The sequence below is a fragment of the Actinophytocola sediminis genome (genome assembly GCF_054779715.1).
The window spans coordinates 142810-161220 of sequence record NZ_BAAGXS010000028.1; the positions used below are offsets into that span (position 1 = coordinate 142810).

Annotated in this window: 17 protein-coding genes and 1 tRNA gene; 14 read left to right on the forward strand and 4 right to left on the reverse strand. The window is 71.2% G+C overall.

From position 1 onward, the window contains the following. The first annotated feature begins 19 nt into the window (after nucleotides 1-19). The 5 genes from ACYVIP_RS18380 (at nucleotide 20) to ACYVIP_RS18400 (ending at nucleotide 3903) form a co-directional block, all read left to right on the forward strand. On the forward strand, nucleotides 20-697 hold the full coding sequence (locus ACYVIP_RS18380) for a uracil-DNA glycosylase (protein ID WP_460397791.1): 678 nt from the start codon (nucleotides 20-22) through the stop codon (nucleotides 695-697). 122 nt (nucleotides 698-819) lie between these two features. Continuing rightward, complete coding sequence (locus ACYVIP_RS18385) at nucleotides 820-2139, forward strand: NAD(P)/FAD-dependent oxidoreductase (protein ID WP_460397793.1); 1320 nt, start codon at nucleotides 820-822, stop codon at nucleotides 2137-2139. Between the two features lie 145 nt (nucleotides 2140-2284). After that, nucleotides 2285-2361 (forward strand) — tRNA-Leu (locus ACYVIP_RS18390). 224 nt (nucleotides 2362-2585) lie between these two features. After that, on the forward strand, nucleotides 2586-3395 hold the full coding sequence (locus ACYVIP_RS18395) for an alpha/beta fold hydrolase (RefSeq protein ID WP_460397795.1): 810 nt from the start codon (nucleotides 2586-2588) through the stop codon (nucleotides 3393-3395). A 91-nt stretch (nucleotides 3396-3486) separates the two neighbouring features. Continuing rightward, nucleotides 3487-3903, forward strand: a complete 417-nt coding sequence (locus ACYVIP_RS18400) for a PPOX class F420-dependent oxidoreductase (protein ID WP_460397797.1) — start codon at nucleotides 3487-3489, stop codon at nucleotides 3901-3903. A 3-nt stretch (nucleotides 3904-3906) separates the two neighbouring features. On the opposite strand, the gene ACYVIP_RS18405 is transcribed toward ACYVIP_RS18400, so the two are convergent. Beyond that, nucleotides 3907-4770: a hypothetical protein gene (locus tag ACYVIP_RS18405; protein ID WP_460397799.1), complete on the reverse strand. Its 864-nt coding sequence runs from the start codon at nucleotides 4768-4770 to the stop codon at nucleotides 3907-3909. A gap of 66 nt (nucleotides 4771-4836) precedes the next feature. After that, on the reverse strand, nucleotides 4837-6831 hold the full coding sequence (locus tag ACYVIP_RS18410; RefSeq protein WP_460397801.1) for an SDR family oxidoreductase: 1995 nt from the start codon (nucleotides 6829-6831) through the stop codon (nucleotides 4837-4839). A gap of 70 nt (nucleotides 6832-6901) precedes the next feature. Between ACYVIP_RS18410 and ACYVIP_RS18415 the strand changes: the two genes are divergently transcribed. Further along, nucleotides 6902-7825, forward strand: a complete 924-nt coding sequence (locus ACYVIP_RS18415) for a phosphotransferase (protein ID WP_460398213.1) — start codon at nucleotides 6902-6904, stop codon at nucleotides 7823-7825. On the opposite strand, the gene ACYVIP_RS18420 is transcribed toward ACYVIP_RS18415, so the two are convergent. Continuing rightward, nucleotides 7818-8939 (reverse strand): polysaccharide deacetylase family protein, encoded by a 1122-nt coding sequence (locus ACYVIP_RS18420; protein WP_460397803.1) that lies wholly within the window; start codon nucleotides 8937-8939, stop codon nucleotides 7818-7820. The genes ACYVIP_RS18415 and ACYVIP_RS18420 overlap by 8 nt on opposite strands. Before the next feature lie 290 nt (nucleotides 8940-9229). On the opposite strand from ACYVIP_RS18420, the gene ACYVIP_RS18425 reads away from it, so the two are divergent. Then, on the forward strand, nucleotides 9230-10033 hold the full coding sequence (locus tag ACYVIP_RS18425) for a Bax inhibitor-1/YccA family protein (protein ID WP_460397805.1): 804 nt from the start codon (nucleotides 9230-9232) through the stop codon (nucleotides 10031-10033). A gap of 55 nt (nucleotides 10034-10088) precedes the next feature. On the opposite strand, the gene ACYVIP_RS18430 is transcribed toward ACYVIP_RS18425, so the two are convergent. After that, complete coding sequence (locus tag ACYVIP_RS18430; protein ID WP_460397807.1) at nucleotides 10089-11051, reverse strand: ArsR/SmtB family transcription factor; 963 nt, start codon at nucleotides 11049-11051, stop codon at nucleotides 10089-10091. 35 nt (nucleotides 11052-11086) lie between these two features. Between ACYVIP_RS18430 and ACYVIP_RS18435 the strand changes: the two genes are divergently transcribed. From ACYVIP_RS18435 to ACYVIP_RS18465, 7 genes are all read left to right on the forward strand, one after another. Continuing rightward, nucleotides 11087-11659: an MFS transporter gene (locus ACYVIP_RS18435; protein WP_460398215.1), complete on the forward strand. Its 573-nt coding sequence runs from the start codon at nucleotides 11087-11089 to the stop codon at nucleotides 11657-11659. Between the two features lie 190 nt (nucleotides 11660-11849). Then, nucleotides 11850-12272, forward strand: coding sequence for an NADH-quinone oxidoreductase subunit A (locus ACYVIP_RS18440; protein ID WP_460397809.1), 423 nt, complete (start codon nucleotides 11850-11852; stop codon nucleotides 12270-12272). Nucleotides 12273-12289: 17 nt separating this feature from the next. Then, nucleotides 12290-12838 carry a NuoB/complex I 20 kDa subunit family protein gene (locus ACYVIP_RS18445; RefSeq protein WP_460397811.1) on the forward strand — a complete coding sequence of 183 codons (549 nt, stop codon included), beginning with the start codon at nucleotides 12290-12292 and terminating at the stop codon, nucleotides 12836-12838. A gap of 6 nt (nucleotides 12839-12844) precedes the next feature. Beyond that, nucleotides 12845-13690: an NADH-quinone oxidoreductase subunit C gene (locus ACYVIP_RS18450; protein WP_460397813.1), complete on the forward strand. Its 846-nt coding sequence runs from the start codon at nucleotides 12845-12847 to the stop codon at nucleotides 13688-13690. Between the two features lie 40 nt (nucleotides 13691-13730). Next, nucleotides 13731-14603: an NADH-quinone oxidoreductase subunit NuoE gene (gene nuoE / locus ACYVIP_RS18455; protein WP_460398218.1), complete on the forward strand. Its 873-nt coding sequence runs from the start codon at nucleotides 13731-13733 to the stop codon at nucleotides 14601-14603. After that, nucleotides 14600-15922 carry an NADH-quinone oxidoreductase subunit NuoF gene (gene nuoF / locus ACYVIP_RS18460; RefSeq protein WP_460397815.1) on the forward strand — a complete coding sequence of 441 codons (1323 nt, stop codon included), beginning with the start codon at nucleotides 14600-14602 and terminating at the stop codon, nucleotides 15920-15922. Before nuoE ends, nuoF begins: the two co-directional genes overlap by 4 nt. Beyond that, nucleotides 15919-18396, forward strand: coding sequence for an NADH-quinone oxidoreductase subunit G (locus tag ACYVIP_RS18465; protein ID WP_460397817.1), 2478 nt, complete (start codon nucleotides 15919-15921; stop codon nucleotides 18394-18396). Before nuoF ends, ACYVIP_RS18465 begins: the two co-directional genes overlap by 4 nt. The last annotated feature ends 15 nt before the right edge of the window (nucleotides 18397-18411 follow it).

Below are 18411 nucleotides of genomic sequence, written 5' to 3' on the forward strand. Positions count from 1 at the left end.
CGTGTCGGAGTTGGCTTCAGTGGACCGAGAGGTGGCGGGGTGCCGCCGCTGCCCCCGTCTGGTCGCGTGGCGCGAGGAGGTGGCGCGGGTCAAACGGGCGGCCTTCGCCGACCAGACCTACTGGGGCCGCCCGGTCCCCGGCTTCGGCCCGCCGGACGCCACGCTGGCGATCGTCGGCCTCGCGCCCGCCGCGCACGGCGCGAACCGCACCGGCCGGATGTTCACCGGCGACCGCTCCGGCGACGTGCTCTACGCCGCCATGTACGCGGTCGGCCTGGCCTCCCAACCGACCGCGACCCATGTCGACGACGGCCTTGAGCTGTTCGGCACGCGCATCACCGCGCCGGTGAAGTGCGCGCCGCCGGCCAACAAGCCGACCCCGACGGAGCGGGACAACTGCCGGCCGTGGCTCGCGCGCGAGCTGGAGCTGCTGGCGCCGACGCTGCGGGCGATCGTCGTGCTGGGCGCGTTCGGCTGGCAGGCGCTGCTGCCGGTGCTGTCGGCCGCCGGCTGGCAGGTGCCGACGCCGCGACCCAGGTTCGGCCACGGGGTGCGGGTGGACCTGGCCGGCCCGGCCCCGCTGGCGCTGTTCGGCTGCTACCACGTGAGCCAGCAGAACACCTTCACCGGCAAGCTGACCCCGGCCATGGTCGAGGAGGTGCTCGGCCAGGCCAAGCGGGTCGCGGATGCGGGGTGAGCGCCCGGAGAGGGACGTTCCCGCTGGTGGGGGACCAGTTGGTGGGCGCGGCGGGCCGGCCGCGACCATGCTCACACCCGGGGTGACGGGCATTAGCCCATGGGGAGTGCCACGATGGAAGCATGGGGCGAGGGAAGAGCACACGAATCCTGATCCTCGGCGGCGGGTATGTCGGCCTCTACACCGCGCTGGGGCTACAGCGGAAGCTGCGTGGCGCCGAGGCGTCCGTGACGGTCGTCGATCCGCAGCCACACATGACCTACCAGCCGTTCCTACCGGAGGCGGCCGCCGGCGCCATCGAGCCGAGGCACGTGGTCGTGCCGCTGCGCAAGACGCTGAAGCGCTGCCACGTGCTCACCGCGCGGGTCACCAACATCGACCACGGTGCGCACACGGTCACCATAGAGGCACCGGACGGGCACGAGGAGCGCGTCGAGTACGACGTACTGGTGGTCGCCCTTGGCTCGGTCGCCCGGTTGATGCCCATTCCCGGGCTCGCCGAGCAGGGCATCTCGTTCAAGACCGTCGGCGAGGCGATCTACCTCCGCAACCACGTGATGTCCAGGTTGGACGCCGCGAGCAGCACAGTGGACCCGGAGCTGCGGCGCAAGTACCTGACGTTCACCTTCGTCGGCGGCGGGTTCGCCGGCATCGAGGCGCTGGCCGAGCTCGAGGACATGGCCCGCTTCGCCACCCGGTACTACGACAACATCGAGCCGACGGATCTGCGCTGGGTGCTGGTCGAGGCCGCCGGCCGGATCCTGCCGGAGGTGCGCGAGAGCCTCGGCGTGTACACGGTGCTCCAGTTGGAGCGGCGCGGCATCGAGGTCTACCTGTCCACTCTGGCCAAGTCGTTCGACGGCGGGCACGTCGTGCTCTCCGACGGCACCGAGTTCGACAGCGACACGATCGTCTGGACCGCCGGGGTGAAGGCCAACCCGGTGATCGCCGGCTCGGACCTGCCGGTCGACGCCCGCGGCCGGCTGGTGGCGACCGCGGACCTGCGGGTGGCCGGGGTGCCGGACGCGTGGACCGCGGGCGACAACGCCGCGGTGCCCGATCTGTCCAGGACCGACGAGGACGAGCACGCGCTGTGCGCGCCCAACGCCCAGCACGCGGTCCGGCAGGCCAACCTGATGGCCAAGAACATCATCGCCGTGCTGCGCGGCCGCGAGCCGAAGGCGTACTTCCACAAGAACGTCGGCTCGGTGGCCAGCCTCGGGCTCCACAAGGGAGTCGCGGACGTCTACAACGTCAAGGCCAAGGGCTTCGTCGCCTGGGCGATGCACCGTGGCTACCACGTCGCCAGGGTCCCGACCTTCAACCGGAAATTCCGCGTAGTAGCCGACTGGTTACTGAGTGGACTGTTACGGCGTGAAGCCATCTCGATGGGCCAGATCAACAATCCGAGGGCCGAGTTCGACCGCGTGTCCAAGGGCTAATTCGCGTTCCGGGTCCGCTCGGCACCCGGTAGCCTTACCGAGCCCTGTCGTGGTAGAGCTAAATGGCGTATCCAAGATTGGGCCAGCGGACGCAAGTTCGCGAAAACCCGTTCGTAGCCAGGTGATCGCGCTCTAGGCTGCGGCTGCCCCCGTAGCCCAACTGGCAGAGGCAGCCCCCTTAAAAGGGGTGGAGTGCCGGTTCGAATCCGGTCGGGGGCACCACGAGCTGCAAAATTCCTCGCGATCACTTCGCGACTGTTCGCACTTGATTTGACACACAGCGTGTTGGCATTTCGGGAGGTATTCCGCCGGCATTTCTCGCGGCCCGCCGGACCGGTGCGTTGATAGCGGCGCTGACCAGCGGGAACCATGCGCATGGTGCGCACACGTTGAGTTATGTGTAAATCGCGGTAACATGTTCGCCTCCGAACGAGAGGCGGGTACGCATGAGCCGGCAGCCCATCGAGATCGCGTTCGAACGACGGGGAGCCGGCGACCCGCTGGTGCTGTTACACGGCATCGGCCACCGCTGGCAGGCCTGGTCGCCCGTACTCGACCTGCTGGCCGCCGAGCACGATGTGATCGCCATCGACCTGCCGGGCTTCGGCGCCTCGCCGCTGCTGCCCGCCGGCCGGGGTTACGACGTGGCGTCCGCGGTGCGGGCGTGCGCGGACATCTTCGCCGACCTCGGCCTTGACCGCCCGCACGTGGCCGGCAACTCGCTCGGCGCGGTGCTCAGCCTCGAGCTCGCCTCGCTCGGCCTGGTCACCTCGGCGACCGCGCTGGCCCCGGCCGGGTTCTGGACGCCCCGGGACCGGGCGTGGGCGCTGGGGGTGCTGAGCACGATGCGGCGCGTCGGGCGGCTCCGGGCGAGCACCAGGATGCTGCGCTGGAAATATGCGCGGCAGGCCAGCGCGGGCCTGCTCTACGGCCACCCGTCCAGGATCACCGAGCAGGTCATGCTGGACGACCTGGCCTCGATGGTCGCCTCGCCGGCGTTCGACCTGGTCGCGACGGCCGGGCGGAACTACGCGTACGCCAGCCCGCAGCCGACCGTGCCGGTGACCGTCGCCTGGGGGACCAGGGACCGGATCCTGTGGCCCCGCCAGGCAGGGCGCGCCGCGGAGCTGCTGCCCCGCGCCCGGCACGTGTGGCTGTACCGCTGCGGGCACGTGCCGATGATCGACGAGCCCGAGCTCGTGGCCTCGGTCATCCTCTCGACCTGCGCGGCGGGGTCGGCCGCGCGGGCCGCCTGAAACCGCAGCGAAGGGCTCCTTCGCTGCGTCCAGTGCAGCGAAGGGACCCTTCGCTGCGTTTGGGCGGGCGGCGGCCGGGACAATCGGGGGTATGGAAGATCGCTTACTCGCCCTGCTGGCCGGGACCAACCGGGGCGTGGTCACCGCGCTCAAGCGCGACGGCCGCCCGCAGCTGTCCAACGTCAGCTACCACTTCGACCAGGACCGGCGGCTGATCCGCGTGTCGGTCACCGACGGCCGGGCCAAGACCGCCAACCTGCGCCGCGACCCGCGCGCCAGCCTCTACACCACCGCACCCGACTTCGGCGCCTACGTGGTGGCCGAGGGCGACGCGCAGCTGAGCCCGGTGGCCACCGACGAGCACGACGACACCGTGGCCGAACTCATCGAGGTCTACCGGCACATCGCCGGCGAGCACCCCGACTGGGACGACTACCGCGCCGCGATGGTCCGCGACCGCAGGCTGGTGCTGCGGATCCCGGTCACCCGGGTCTACGGGATGGCCTGAGGCTCAGCGCTTGGCCGAGGCCCGGGTGGCCCGCTGCGGTGGCACGGGCTCCTCGGGCTCGGGATCCCGGTCGACCGGTTCGAGCAGGGAGGCGCTGCGCTCGACGAGCTGGCGGGTCTCCCGCAGGTGCTCGGAGAGCTGGTCGCGCACCGCGCTGAGCCGGTCGACCTGGTCGGTCACCGCGTCGACCCGGCGCTTGGCCTCCTCGTCGGCCGCGCGCAGCTTCTCGGTGATCTCCTCGTCGCACGCGGTGCGGCTCTGTGCCTGCTCGGCCGCGAGCGCCTCGCGCTTGGCGGCCATCTGCTCACTGAACTCGCGGTCGATGCGGACCCGGTCCCGCTCGGCCTCCCCGTCGAGCTCGCGGCGGCGGCGCTGCGCCACCGTGGTCAGCTCCTCGGCCTGGGCCTGCGCCGCCTGCATGATCGACTGGTTGGTGGCGCTGAGCTGCTGGTGCTGCTCGGCCAGCTCGGCGAGCATGGTCTGGTAGCGCTCGCGCAACGCCGCCGAGGCCTGCTCGGCGGCCGACCAGGTCTCCTCGGCGGCGACCTTGGCCCGCGCGGTGACGTCCGCGGCCTGCGCCCTGGCCATCTCCAGCGCCCGCGCGCCGTCGGTGCCACCGGCGGCGCCCAGGGTGTCCAGGGTGTCCAGCCGCTCGGTCAGCGCGGTGATCTCCCGCCGGGCCAGCTCCAGCTCGCCCTGGAGCTCCGCGGTCTGGTTGCGCGCCTCCGTCTGGTCGCTCTCGGCCCCCACGACGCGCGCGACCAGGTTCGCCAGGTGTTGGCGGACGGCGGTTCTGTCGTAGCCGTTGCGCACCACGGCGAAGTCCACGTCCGCGGCGGCCGGGTCACGATCATCGGCGGTGCCCATGGTGGTGACCGTACTCGGCCCGCCACCGACCGCAACAGTTCGAATTCCCGCCGATCCACAATGGACTTACCAGTGGAAGCCCCTGGTGAGCCGAGCCAGCGCGGTCGCCGCCGCGCCTAGGTGCCGGTCACCCTTGCCGATCTTGAACCGGCCGGTGCCGCCGGCGGCCGTCGAGTCCGGGAAGATCCGGTAGCCCTGGTAGGCGATCGCGTCGACAAGTCCGGGGGCGACGGTGTACGCGGCGGAGATCATCTGCCCGGTCGGCGTGCCGATGTGCTTGGGGCGCTTGAGCAACGCCGCCATCACCAGCTCCGCGGCCTGATCCGGCGACTTGGTCGGGAACGCGTCGTAGATCTTCGTCGGGCGGATCATCGGCGTGCGCACCAGCGGCATGTGCACGGTGGTGAACGTGATCCCGGCGCCGTGGGTCTCGGTCGCGACGATCTTGCTGAAGTAGTCGAGCGCGGCCTTGGACGCGACATAGGCCGAGAACCGGGGCGCGATCCCCTGTACCCCGATCGAGGACACGTTCACCACGTGCCCGAACCGGCGCTCGATCATGTGCGGCAGCAGCGCGAGGATCATCCGGACGGCGCCGAAGTAGTTGATCGCCATCGCCCGCTCGTAGTCGTGCATCCGGTCATAGGACAGCTGCACCGACCGCCGGATCGACCGGCCGGCGTTGTTCACCAGCATGTCCACCCCCGGCTGCTCGATCAGCATCCGCTCGACCGTCTTGGCCACCGACTCGTCGTCGGTCAGGTCGCACGGGTACACGAACGCCTGTCCGCCGGCCGCGACGATCTCCGCCCGGACCTCGTCGAGCTCGGCGGCCCGGCGCGCGACCAGCAACGGCACCGCGCCCGCCGCGGCGACCTGGAACGCGGTGGCCCGCCCGATGCCGGAGGACGCGCCGGTGATCACCACCCGCCGCCCGTCCAGCGGGCCGCGCCGGCCGTGGCGGCGGGCGCGGAACGGGTCGAGGTGCTCGCGCCAGTAGCGCCACAGCACGCCGGCGTACTCGTCCAGCGGCGGCACGTCCACGCCGGTGTCGGCCAGCGCCCTGCGGGTGCTGGTGGCGTCGAAGCGCGGCTGGAAGGTCAGCGTGGACAGCAGGATCGGCGGGATGCCGAGCCGGTCGAGCACGGCGTCGCGGGCGATGGTCACGCCGGGCACGTGCTCGGCCAGCCTGGCCAGGCCGACCAGCGGGCCGGTCAGCCTGCGGTCCAGCTCGACCGAGGCCACCGGCGCGCCGGCCGCGCGGGCGAACGCGTTGTACACCGCACGCGCCGGCTGCGGCTCGGGGTTGACCAGGTGGAAGGCCTGGCCGTCGAGTCCGGGCAGGGTGACCAGGTGGGCCATCGCGGCCGCGACGTAGTCGACCGGCACGATGTTGGTGTCGCCGATGTCGGGGAACACCACCGGCACGCCCGGCAGCGCCGCGAGCCGGTTCAGCGCGGCGAAGAAGTAGTAGGGCCCGTCGACCTTGTCCATCTCACCGGTGACCGAGTCGCCGACGACGATCGCCGGCCGGTACACCCGCCACGGCACCTCGGTCTGGCCGCGCACCAACCGCTCGGACTCGAACTTCGTCCGGTGGTAGGCGGTGACCAGCCGCTGGCCGGCGTCGAACATCTCCTCGGTGAACCGGCCCCGGTAGTCCCCGGCGACGGCCACCGACGACACGTGGTGCAGACAGCCCGCGCCGATGGCCGCGGCCAGCTCGATGACGTGTTGGGTGCCGTCGACGTTGGCCGCGATGCTGGCGTCGTCGTCCGCGGCGATGTCGTACAGCGCGGCCAGGTGCACCAGGTGGTCGACCGCGCCGGTCAGCTCGGCCAGCCGCTCGTCGTCGACCCCGAGGTTGGGTTGGCGGACGTCGCCGAGGACGGCGCTGGTCAGCTCGACGTTGGGCCACGCGCTCGCGGCGTCGGCGAGGCGTTCCCGCGAGCGCTCCCTGACCAGCAGCCACACCCGTTCGGTGTCGGCCCTGGCGAGCAGTTCGGCGACGAAGTGCCGGCCGATGAGACCGGTCGCCCCGGTAACCAGGTAGGTGGCCACGACCCCAACCCTTTCCCTGTCCGGAAATCCTGGTGCACAGCATGGCACGGGGTAACACAATCGGCCCGTGATGATGACCGGGCACGGCGGGAATCGGCTGGACTGGGCGCTGGTGCCCGAGCGGGTGCGGGCGGCGATCGGCCTTGGTGCCGGCGCGCCGGTGGTCGAGGCGGTCAGCCAGCCGGGCGGGTTCTCGCCCGGCCTGGCCGCGCGGCTGCTGCTGGCCGACGGGCGGCGGGTGTTCGCCAAGGCGGTCGGCGTCGAGCGCAACGCGACGTCGGTGCGGATGTACCGCGAGGAGGCCGTGATCGCGGCCGGGCTGCCGGCGTCGGTCGGCGCGCCGAGGCTGTTGTGGACCGCGGACATCGGCGACTGGGTGGCGCTGGTGTTCGACGACGTCGCCGGTCATTCGCCCGCGCTGCCGTGGCGGGCCGACGAGTGGGCGCGGGTGCACGCGGCGGTGGTCGAGCTGGCGGCCATCCCCGCGCCGGCCGTGGTCGGGCCGTTGTCGCCGGAGAAGTTCCAGAGCTGGCGGCTGCTCGCGGCCGACGAGGAACTGCTCGACCGGGTCGACCCGTGGGTCCGCGCGCACCTCGACCGGCTGGTCGAGCTGGAGGGGGACTGGGCGGCCGGCGCGGCCGGCGACCGGCTCATGCACTGCGACCTGCGGGCGGACAACATCCTGCTGACCGAGGACCGGGTGCTGTTCGTCGACTGGCCGCACGCCCGCGCGGCCGCGCCCTGGCTGGACCTGGTGTTCATGCTGCCGTGTGTGGCCATGCAGGGCGGGCCGGATCCGGTCGAGGTGTGGCGGACCTCGCCGCTGTCGGCCGGGGCGGACCCGGCTGCGGTGGACGCGGCGCTGGCCGCGATCACCGGCTACTTCACCCACTCGGCGTTACTCCCACCGCCGACCGGGCTGCCGGCGCTGCGGGAGTTCCAGCGCCGGCAGGGCGAGCCCGCGCTGCGGTGGCTGCGCGCGCGGCTCAGCTGACCTGGGCCGCCGGCATGGCGCGGAACGTGTCGAGCACCTTCGGGTCCTGCAGCGACATCCACTCGACGACCTGGGAGTAGGTCGCGCACACCGTTTCCTCGCGGACGCAGACCTCGGCCATGAACCGCTCGGTGGCCCGGCTGAACGCGCCGCCGGACCAGTCGTTGAAGTGGGTGCCGATGGTCAGCGGCGCGCGGTTGGTGTTGCGGGCCGCCTGGTAGGCCGCGCGGTAGGTGTCCAGGGTGGCCTCGGTGAACTCCTTGTCCCGTGCGGGTTCCTCGCGGGCGCCGTTGAGCGCGAACCACAGGTTGTAGTCCTGCATGAGCACCTTCTCCCGGTCCAGCGCGGGCACCCGCACGACCGGTACCGGGAACTCCCAGAGCCCGTGTTCCATGGTCGGCCAGACGATCCCGTCGGAGGTGGTGCTCGAGTCGTAGGTCAGGCCGCGCGCGGTGAGCACCGGCGCCAGCGTGTCCAGGTCGCCCTCGAGGCAGGGCGTGCGGCCGCCCCTGATCCGGTCCTCGGCGATCAGCAGCCCCCGGCCGGCCGCGTCCCGGACGAAGGCGAAGAACTGGTCGAGCTCGGCCTGCCACTGTGCGCGGGTCCAGGTCGCCGCGCTTGGCTCGTTGCCCTGGCAGAAGTGGCCGTTGTAGTGGGTGCCGAGCTCGTGGCCGGCCGCGAGCGCGGCGTTGAGGTCCTCGATGCGCACCGCGACCTGGTCGTCGGAGCCGCCGAAGCTGATCGCCGCCCTGCCCTGGCCGTGCCCCGGTCCGTCGTACTCCGCGCGCCGGGTGTCCGGCAGCAGGTAGATGCCCGACAGGAACCCGGTGACCCGCGCGTTCGACTTCTTCGCCAGCGGCAGTACCCGCTCCCAGTGCGGGTGTGAGCCGGCGCCGTCGAAGGAGAACAGCACGAACTGGGGCGGCTTCTCACCGGCCCGCAGCTGGCGCATCCAGGGCGGCGGTTTGCTCGCGCCACCCTGGGCGGCGGCCTGCCCGCCCGGCCGGTCGCCGTCCGGGGCGACGGTGCCGAGTCCGACGAGGATCAGGAAGGTCACTGTGAGTGCGATGGCGAAGACGATCGGCTCCCAGCGACGGCGAATCGCCGTGCTCATCCGCACCTCCCGCCCATCGCGGTGTGTAGTCGCTCTGTGTTGAGGTTAGGCGAGAGTAGTAGCCTTGTTGGGGGACGCCCGGCCGGGGAGCGGGTCACGATTTTTTCGCGAGTCGGGTCGGTAGTGCGGTGCCACCGTCTACTGTTGGCCCCGCCGCTAACGGGTGTTGCCCCGGGTGCCGGGTAACGATGCCGTATCGGCGAGTAAAGTTTCGTTTTACCTACCGGGAACTGGCCGGCATGGTTGGTCGTTGAATCCGGTGCAGGAGCCATCAGGCCCAGGAGGAACAGGTGCGTTCAACCAGTAATCCCGCGTTCCGGAATCTGCCGCAAGGCGGGTTCGGCGGCGGCTACGCGGGCTTCCAGACCCAGCCGCAGGCGAACATGCCGGGATACGGCGGCTATCAGGCGCCGCCGACCACGGGTGATCGCCCCATGACGGTCGACGACGTGGTCACCAAGACCGCGATGACCCTCGGCCTCGCCCTCATCACCGGCATCATCACCGCCGTCGCCGTGCTCGGCGAGTACATCAGCCCGTTCCCACCGATGATCGGTGGTTTGATCGTCGGCCTGGTGCTGTCGCTGGTCATCATCTTCAAGAAGACCCCGAACGCCGGCCTGGTGCTGGCCTACTCGGCGGCCGAGGGCGTGTTCCTCGGCGCGATCACCGGCGTGTTCGAGATGTTCGTCGAGGGCATCGCCCTGCAGGCGATCCTCGGCACCGCGCTGGTGTTCATCACCATGCTCGTGGTCTACAAGACCGGCGCGGTCAAGGTCACCCCGAAGCTGACCAAGTGGATCATCGGCGCCACCATCGGTGCCGCCGGCCTGATGCTGATCAACCTGGTCATGTCGATGTTCGGCGTCAACATGGGCATCCGGGACGGCAGCCCGCTGGCGATCATCATCAGCCTCCTGTTCATCGGCATCGCCGCGTTCAACTTCCTGCTCGACTTCGACATGGCCGACCAGATGATCCGCACCGGCACGCCGTCGAAGTTCGCCTGGTACGTCGCGTTCGGGCTGATGACCACGCTCGTGTGGCTGTACCTGGAGATGCTGCGGCTGCTGTACTACTTGCAGAGCGAGTGAGAGACCTTCTCCAGGAAGGGGCGTCCGGCCGATGGCCGGGCGCCCCTTTCGTTTGTCACGTGTTGGCCGCCACCAGGGACTCGCCGAGCGCCGTGCGCGCGTAGAGGACGTAGCGGCCGGTGCGGTGCGCGTTCACCAGCCCGGCCGCCCGCAACGCGGTCAGGTGCGTGGACACCCCGCCCGCGGCCAGGCCGGTACGCCCGGCCAGCTCCGAGGTGGACGCCGGACTGTCCAACTCCGCCAGCAGCCCGGCCCTGGACGCGCCGAGCACCCCGGCCAGCGCGGGCGACCCGGCGGGCGCCCTGGTCTCCCACAGGGTCGCGATCCCTCTTGGCGGGTAGCGCAGCGTCGGCTGCCAGCCGGGCACGGTGATCGAGAAGATCCGCGGCCACACGAACACCGAGGGCACCAGCAGCAGGCCCATGCCCCGCAACCCGCGCTGGCCGGACACGTGCCGGTGGGCCAGCCGCAACCGGTCGTCGGCCCACCTGACCTGCGGGTCCAGGTCGGCGAACAGCGCGGCCGCGCCACCGGTGGCCATCCGCCGCGCGCGGTGCAGGATGTCGCCCTCCTGCAGGGACATGATCCGCGGCCAGAACGGCTCGAGCGCCAGCGACCAGAACTCGGCGATCACGTCGCACAGCCGGGCGAGGCCGCGGCTGGTGGTCAGCTCGGCTGTGCGCCAGGTGTTGATCTCCGGGATGCGTTCCAGTTCCCCCGCCACCAGCTCCACCGGCGTGACCAGCAACGTCGCCAGCTCGACCGACAGGTCCGGCACCGGGGTGGTCGGCGGGGGCGCGACGAACCCCGGGATCACCCTGGTCGGCACCGGCACGAGGTCGCCGAGCAGCCCCCAGTCGAACCCGGCGAGCCGGGTCGTCGCCTGCTCGACCCAGGGCGCGTGCAGCGGATGGCCACCGCCCTTGAGCACCCGGACCGCCGCGACCACCTCCCACAACGGCGAGAACGCGAACCGGGTGTACCCGAGGTCCAGGGCGGTGAACTTGAGCTCCAGCACGAACTGATTCAGCCACAGCCGAATCCGTGGAGGCAATGGCCCGGCGCGCCGGGCTGTTCGGCTCGGTCTCGGTGGCGTGGGCGCTGGATGTGTTGACCATCACCCAGCTCTACGTCGTGCTCGTAGGTGATCTTGGGCTCAGTCCGGCGGTGCTCGGGCTGTGGCTGGCCGGCGGGGGAGCGGGCGCGTTGATCGGGTCGCTGGTCGCCCGGCGGCTGGCCGACCGGTTCGGCGCGGGGCGGGTGCTGCTGCTGGCCGGGATCGTGGTCGCGCCGCTCGGTTTCGGCGTGCCGCTGATGACCAGGCAGACGGTCTGGCTCGCCGCCGTGGGCTGGCTCGTGGTGGTGTCGAAGGTCGGCGTGGACAACGTGCTCAAGATCAGCTTCCGGCAGCGGGTGACCCCGAACCGGCTGCTCGGCCGGATGAACGCGACCTTCCGGTTCCTGCTGACCGGCGCGCTCGCGATCGGCGCGGGCGGGGCGGGGCTGCTCGGTGAGCTCGCCGGCCAGCGGGCGGCGCTGTGGGCCGGCGCGGTCGGGCTCGCGTTGGTGTGGTTGCCGATCGCGCTGTCGCCGCTGCGCGGCCTGCGTGAACTTCCCACGGCCTAGGGGATCTGCCTGCCGGGCCGCCACCGGGGAGTCCTACACTATGGCGTGAATCTTGTGAAGCGCTTCACAAGATAGCTTGTGAAGATTTTCACAAGGCTACGGCCAGCTCAGGTTAGGACTGCCTAACCACTGGCCACGGGAAGACCACCCCATAGGGTGCCCGACTGAGGAGCGGGAAAGGACGGCGAAGGTGTCAGTACTCGCAGCTGTCGGCACATCCGTAGCACAGGGCGAAAACGTCTCGGCTGGACTGGGGAGCTATCTCCCACTGCTCCTGCTCTTCGTTCTCGCGGCGGCGTTCGCGCTGTTCTCCGCGCTGCTGGGGCCGCTGGTCGGTCCGCGCCGGTACAACCGCGCGAAGTTCCAGGCCTACGAATGCGGCATCGAGCCATCGCCGCAACCGGTGATCGGCGGTGGCCGGGTCCCGGTGGCCTACTACCTCACCGCGATGTTGTTCATCCTCTTCGACATCGAGATGGTCTTCCTCTATCCGTTCGCGGTCTCCGCGGATGCGCTCGGCTTCTTCGGGCTGATCGAGATCGTCCTGTTCATCTCGACCCTCGGCTTCGCGTACGCCTACGTCTGGCGGCGCGGCGGCCTCGACTGGAACTGACGGGAGGCGAAGTCGACATGGGACTTGAGGAGAAGCTCCCCAACGGAATCCTGTTGGCCAGCTTGGAGAAGCTGGTGAACTGGGGCCGGAAGAACTCACTGTGGCCGGCCACCTTCGGCCTTGCCTGCTGCGCCATCGAGATGATGACCACCGGCGGCCCACGCTACGACCTCGCGCGGTTCGGCATGGAGCGGTTCTCCGCCACCCCCCGCCAGGCCGACCTGATGATCGTCGCCGGCCGGGTGACCAACAAGATGGCCCCGGTCCTGCGCCAGATCTACGACCAGATGGCCGAGCCGAAGTGGGTGCTGGCCATGGGGGTCTGCGCGTCCTCCGGCGGCATGTTCAACAACTACGCGGTGGTGCAGGGCGTCGACCACGTCGTGCCGGTCGACATGTACCTTCCCGGCTGCCCGCCCCGCCCGGAGATGCTGCTCGACGCCATCCTCAAGCTGCACGCGAAGATCCAGGACGAGCCGATCAACGCCCGGCGCGCCGCGCTGCGGGCCGAGCGCGGCGACCGCACCCCGATGATCGCGTCCTCCGTCAAGTACGCGAAGAAGTGACCGGACATGGCTGACGACGACACCAAACCCGACACCAAACCCGACACCACACCCACCGCACCAGAGCCCGGTGACGAGCAGTCCAGCGCCGAGCGCCCCGCCGATGTCGAACAGCGCCCGCAGGGCGAGGACGCGCAGTCGCTCGCGCCCGCCGCCGACCCGGTGCCCGTCGGCGACCCGGTGGTGGTCGGCAAGGAACGCCGGGGCATGTTCAACGTGTCCGGCTCCGGCGACACCTCCGGCTTCGGCGGCCTGCGGCTGCCGGCCTACGTGGCCGCGCCGGCCGAGCGGCCATACGGCGGCTGGTTCGACGAGTTCACCGACCAGCTGCTGGTCTCGATGCGCGAGCAGAACGTGGCCGCCGAGGCGATCCAGCAGGTCACCGTCGACCGCGGCGAGATCACCTACTACGTCCGGCCGGAACACCTGGTCGCGCTCTGCCAGCTGCTGCGCGACGACCCGGCGCTGCGCTTCGAGGTGTGCGGCTCGGTGTCGGCGGTGGACTACGGGGTCGACGTCGCGCAGCGGATGCACTCGGTCTACCACCTGATGTCGATGACCTACCGCCGCCGCATCCGCCTCGAGGTGGCTATCGACTGGTCGCCGGAGGACGGCGGCCACCCGCGCTGCCCGTCGGTCGTCGCGGTCTACCCGACCGCCGACTGGCAGGAGCGCGAGGCCTGGGACATGTACGGCATCGTCTACGACGGTCACCCGGCGCTCACCAGGATCCTCATGCCGGACGACTGGGATGGCTTCCCGCAGCGCAAGGACTACCCGCTCGGTGGCATCCCGGTCGAGTACAAGGGCGCGGAGATTCCGCCGCCGGACCAGCGGAGGGCGTACTCATGATCGACCCGGTGATGGGAGGGGTTGACCGGTGACCGAGGGACTGTCCACCGGATCCACCTACGGCGGCTCGAGCATCGGCGCGGGGGAGACCCACGCCGCCGCCGGGCCGGACACCGACGTGGTCGGCACGTCCGCGGTGAGCACCGAGGAGACCAACCGGCTGCTCACCGAGGCCAGCGCGGACACCACGGTGTTCGACCAGGACATCGTGGTCAAGGCGGGCGAGCTGATCGCCCGCTACCCCGAGTCCCGCTCGGCGCTGCTGCCGATGCTGCACCTGGTGCAGTCGGTCGAGGGCTACGTCAGCCAGGCCGGCGTGCAGTTCTGCGCCGACCAGCTGAGCCTGTCCAACGCCGAGGTCAGCGCGGTCGTCACGTTCTACACGATGTACAAGCGCAAGCCATGCGGCGAGCACCTGGTCAGCGTGTGCACCAACACCCTGTGCGCGGTGCTCGGCGGCGACACGATCTACCAGCGCCTCGCCGAACACCTCGGCGAACAGGACGCGCCCCTCAAGCACGAGGACACCTCGGGTGTCCCCGGCGAGCCGGGCTCGATCACCCTGGAGCACGCCGAGTGCCTCGCCGCCTGTGACCTCGGTCCGGTGCTGCAGGTCAACTACGAGTACTACGACAACCAGACGCCGGAGTCGGCGGTCGAGCTCGTGGACGCCCTGCGCCGGGGCGAGCGGCCGGCACCGACCCGTGGCGCCCCGCTGACCAGCCTGCGCGCGGTCGAGCTGGAGCTCGCCGGGTTCGCCCCGGAGGACGAGGCCACCTACCGGGCCGGTGTGGACGGTCCGTCGGCCGCGGTGGAGACCCTGCGCGGCGCCCAACTGGCCGCCGATCGCGGCTGGACCGCGCCCGCGCTCCCGGAGAAGGCGCCCGCGCTACCGGAGGTGCAGAAGAAGTGACCACGACCGAACCGCAGCGGGCCGACCCGGTGACCCCGGTGCTGACCAAGCGCTGGCTCTCGCCCAACTCCTGGCGCCTGTCGACCTACGAGCAGCTCGAGGGCTACACCGCGCTGCGCAAGGCACTGGCCGGCACCCCGGAGCAGCTCGTCCAGCTGGTGAAGGACTCCGGCCTGCGCGGCCGGGGCGGCGCCGGCTTCCCGGCCGGCGTGAAGTGGTCGTTCATGCCGCCCAACGAGGACAAGCCGCACTACCTGGTGATCAACGCCGACGAGGGCGAGCCGGGCACCTGCAAGGACATCCCGCTGATGATGGCGGACCCGCACTCGCTGATCGAGGGCTGCGTGATCGCCGCCTACGCGATGCGCGCGCACCGCTGCTTCATCTACGTGCGCGGCGAGGCGCTGCACTGCATCCGCCGGCTCAACGCGGCCGTGCGCGAGGCCTTCGCGGCGGGCTACCTCGGCGCGAACATCCTCGACTCCGGCTTCGATCTGGAGATCACCGTGCACGCCGGTGCCGGCGCCTACATCTGTGGCGAGGAGACCGCGCTGCTCGACTCGCTCGAGGGCCGCCGGGGCCAGCCCCGGCTCAAGCCGCCGTTCCCCGCCGCCGCCGGCCTCTACGCCGCGCCGACCACGGTGAACAACGTCGAGACCATCGCCAGCGTGCCGTTCATCCTCAACGGCGGCGCGGACTGGTTCCGCGCCATGGGCTCCGAGCGCTCGCCGGGCCCGAAGATCTACTCGGTCTCCGGCCACGTCGAGCGGCCAGGCCAGTACGAGGCGCCACTTGGCACCACGCTGCGCGAGCTGCTCGAGCTGTGCGGCGGCATGAAGGACGGCGTCCCGCTGAAGTTCTGGACCCCAGGCGGGTCGTCAACGCCGCTGTTCACCGCCGAGCACCTCGACGTCCCGCTGGACTTCGAGGGCGCGGCGGAGGCCGGCTCGATGCTCGGCACGACCGCGGTCATGGTGTTCAACGAGACCGTGTCCGTGCCGTGGGCCGTGATGAAGTGGACCGAGTTCTACGAGCACGAGTCCTGCGGCAAGTGCACCCCCTGCCGGGAGGGCACCTACTGGCTCGCGGGGATCCTCCAGCGGATGGTCGCCGGCGACGGCACCGAGGCCGACATCGAGACGCTGCTGGACATCTGCGACAACGTGCTCGGCCGCGCGTTCTGCGCGCTCGGCGACGGCGCGGTCAGCCCGATCGTCAGCGGCATCAAGTACTTCCGGGACGAGTTCCTCGCCCTGTGCGACCGGAACACCGGTCGGAACGGCACGGCGAAGCCAGCACTTGCGGGAGCGCACGCATGACAGCGATCGAAGAGAAGCCGGAGACGGCCCCGGTGCCCGAGGGGCATGTGCGGCTGACCATCGACGGGGTCGAGGTCATCGCGCCGAAGGGCGAGCTGCTGATCCGCACCGCGGAGCGGCTCGGCACGGTCATCCCCCGGTTCTGCGACCACCCGCTGCTCGACCCGGCTGGCGCGTGCCGCCAGTGCCTGGTCGAGGTCGAGATGGGCGGCCGGCCGATGCCCAAGCCGCAGGCCTCCTGCACGATGACCGTCGCCGACGGCATGGTGGTGAAGACCCAGCGGACCTCGGCGGTGGCCGACAAGGCCCAGCAGGGTGTGATGGAGCTGCTGCTCATCAACCACCCGCTGGACTGCCCGATCTGCGACAAGGGCGGCGAGTGCCCACTGCAGAACCAGGCGATGGCCCACGGCCGCACCGACTCCCGGTTCGTCGAGACCAAGCGGACCTTCCCCAAGCCGATCCCGGTGTCCACCCAGGTGCTGCTCGACCGCGAGCGCTGCGTGCTCTGCCAGCGCTGCACCCGGTTCTCCGACCAGATCGCCGGCGACCCGTTCATCGACCTGCTCGAGCGCGGCGCGCACCAGCAGATCGGCATCGCGGAGAACAAGCCGTTCCAGAGCTACTTCTCCGGCAACACCATCCAGATCTGCCCGGTCGGCGCGCTGACCAGCGCCGCCTACCGGTTCCGGTCCCGGCCCTTCGACCTGGTGTCCACGCCGAGCGTGTGCGAGCACTGCTCGTCCGGCTGCGCGGAGCGCACGGACTGGCGGCGCGGCAAGGTGATGCGCAAGCTCGCCGCCGAGGACCCGGCGGTCAACGAGGAGTGGATCTGCGACAAGGGCCGGTTCGCCTTCCGGTACGTGACCGCTGGCGAGCGCATCACCCGGCCGATGATCCGGGACGCGGCCTCCGGTGAGCTGGTCGAGACCTCGTGGACCGAGGCGCTGCGGGTGGCCGCCGACGGCCTGGCCGCGGCACGGGACGGCAAGGGCGTCGGCGTGCTGGCCGGTGGCCGGCTGACCGTCGAGGACGCCTACGCCTACGCCAAGTTCGCCAGGATCGCCCTGCGCACCAACGACATCGACTTCCGCGCGCGGGCACACTCGGCCGAGGAGCTCGACTTCCTCACCACCTCGGTGGTCGGCACCACGCCCGAGACCGGGGTGAGCTTCGGCGCGATCGAGGCCGCGCCCGCGGTGCTCTGCGTCGCGCTGGACCCCGAGGAGGAGTCGCCGATCGTCTTCCTGCGGCTGCGCAAGGCGGCGCGCAAGGGCGCCACCAAGGTGTTCCACATCGGACAGTGGACCACCCCGTCGGTGCGCAAGACGATCAAGCCGCACGGCGCGGACAAGCCGGCGGTCGGCACGCTGCTGGCCTGCCAGCCCGGCGCCGAGGCGGCCGCGGTCGACGGCCTGGCCAACCACGCGCCGGACGTCACCGCCGCGCTCGGTGGCCAGGGCGCGGTGATCCTGGTCGGCGAGCGCGCCGCGCGGATCCCCGGCCTGTTCACCGCGTTGAGCAAGCTCGCCGAGACCACCGGGGCGCGGATCGCCTGGATCCCGCGCCGGGCAGGTGAGCGGGGCGCGCTGGAGGCCGGCGCGCTGCCCACCCTGCTGCCCGGCGGCCGGCTGGTCGTCGACGCCGGCGCCCGCGCCGAGGTCGAGCAGACCTGGGGCCTGCCGGCCGGCGCACTGCCGGCGAGCACCGGCCGGGACACCGGCGCGATCGTCGTGGCGGCCGCCGCCGGTGAGCTCGACGGCCTGGTGGTCGGCGGCGTCGACCCCAACGACCTGCCCGACCCCGAGCTGGCCCGCACGGCGCTCGACCAGGCCGGGTTCGTGGTCAGCCTCGAGCTGCGGGCCAGCGAGGTCACCGCGCGCGCCGACGTGGTGCTGCCGGTGGCCCCGGCGGTGGAGAAGGCCGGCAGCTACCTCAACTGGGAGGGTCGCCGGCGCGAGTTCGGCACCACCATCCAGAGTGTCGGCTCGCTGTCGGACTGCCGGGTGCTGGACACCCTCGGCGTGGAGATGGACGTCGACCTGTTCACCCAGACCCCGGGCGCCTCGGCCGCCGACCTTGCCCGGCTGGCGGTGCGCAGGCCCGCCGCGCTCACCCCGGACGTGGCCGTGCCGGCCGCGCGCACCCCGGGCGCCGGGCAGGCGCTGCTGGCCACCTGGCGCCAGTTGCTGGACAACGGCACGTTGCAGACCGACGAGCCACACCTGGCCGGCACCGCCCGGCCGGCGGTGGCTCGGTTGTCGGCCAGGACCGCCGCGAACCTCGGCGTCGACGGACACCAGACGGTCACCGTCGGCACCGAACGCGGTTCGATCACCCTGCCGGTCGAGTACGCGGACCTACCAGACGCCGTCGTCTGGCTGCCCGCCAACTCTGGCGAGTCCACCGTGACCGCCACGCTCGGTGCCGGCCACGGGGATGTGGTCACCGTCGAGGTGGGAGAGAAGGCATGACACTTCCGGTACTGC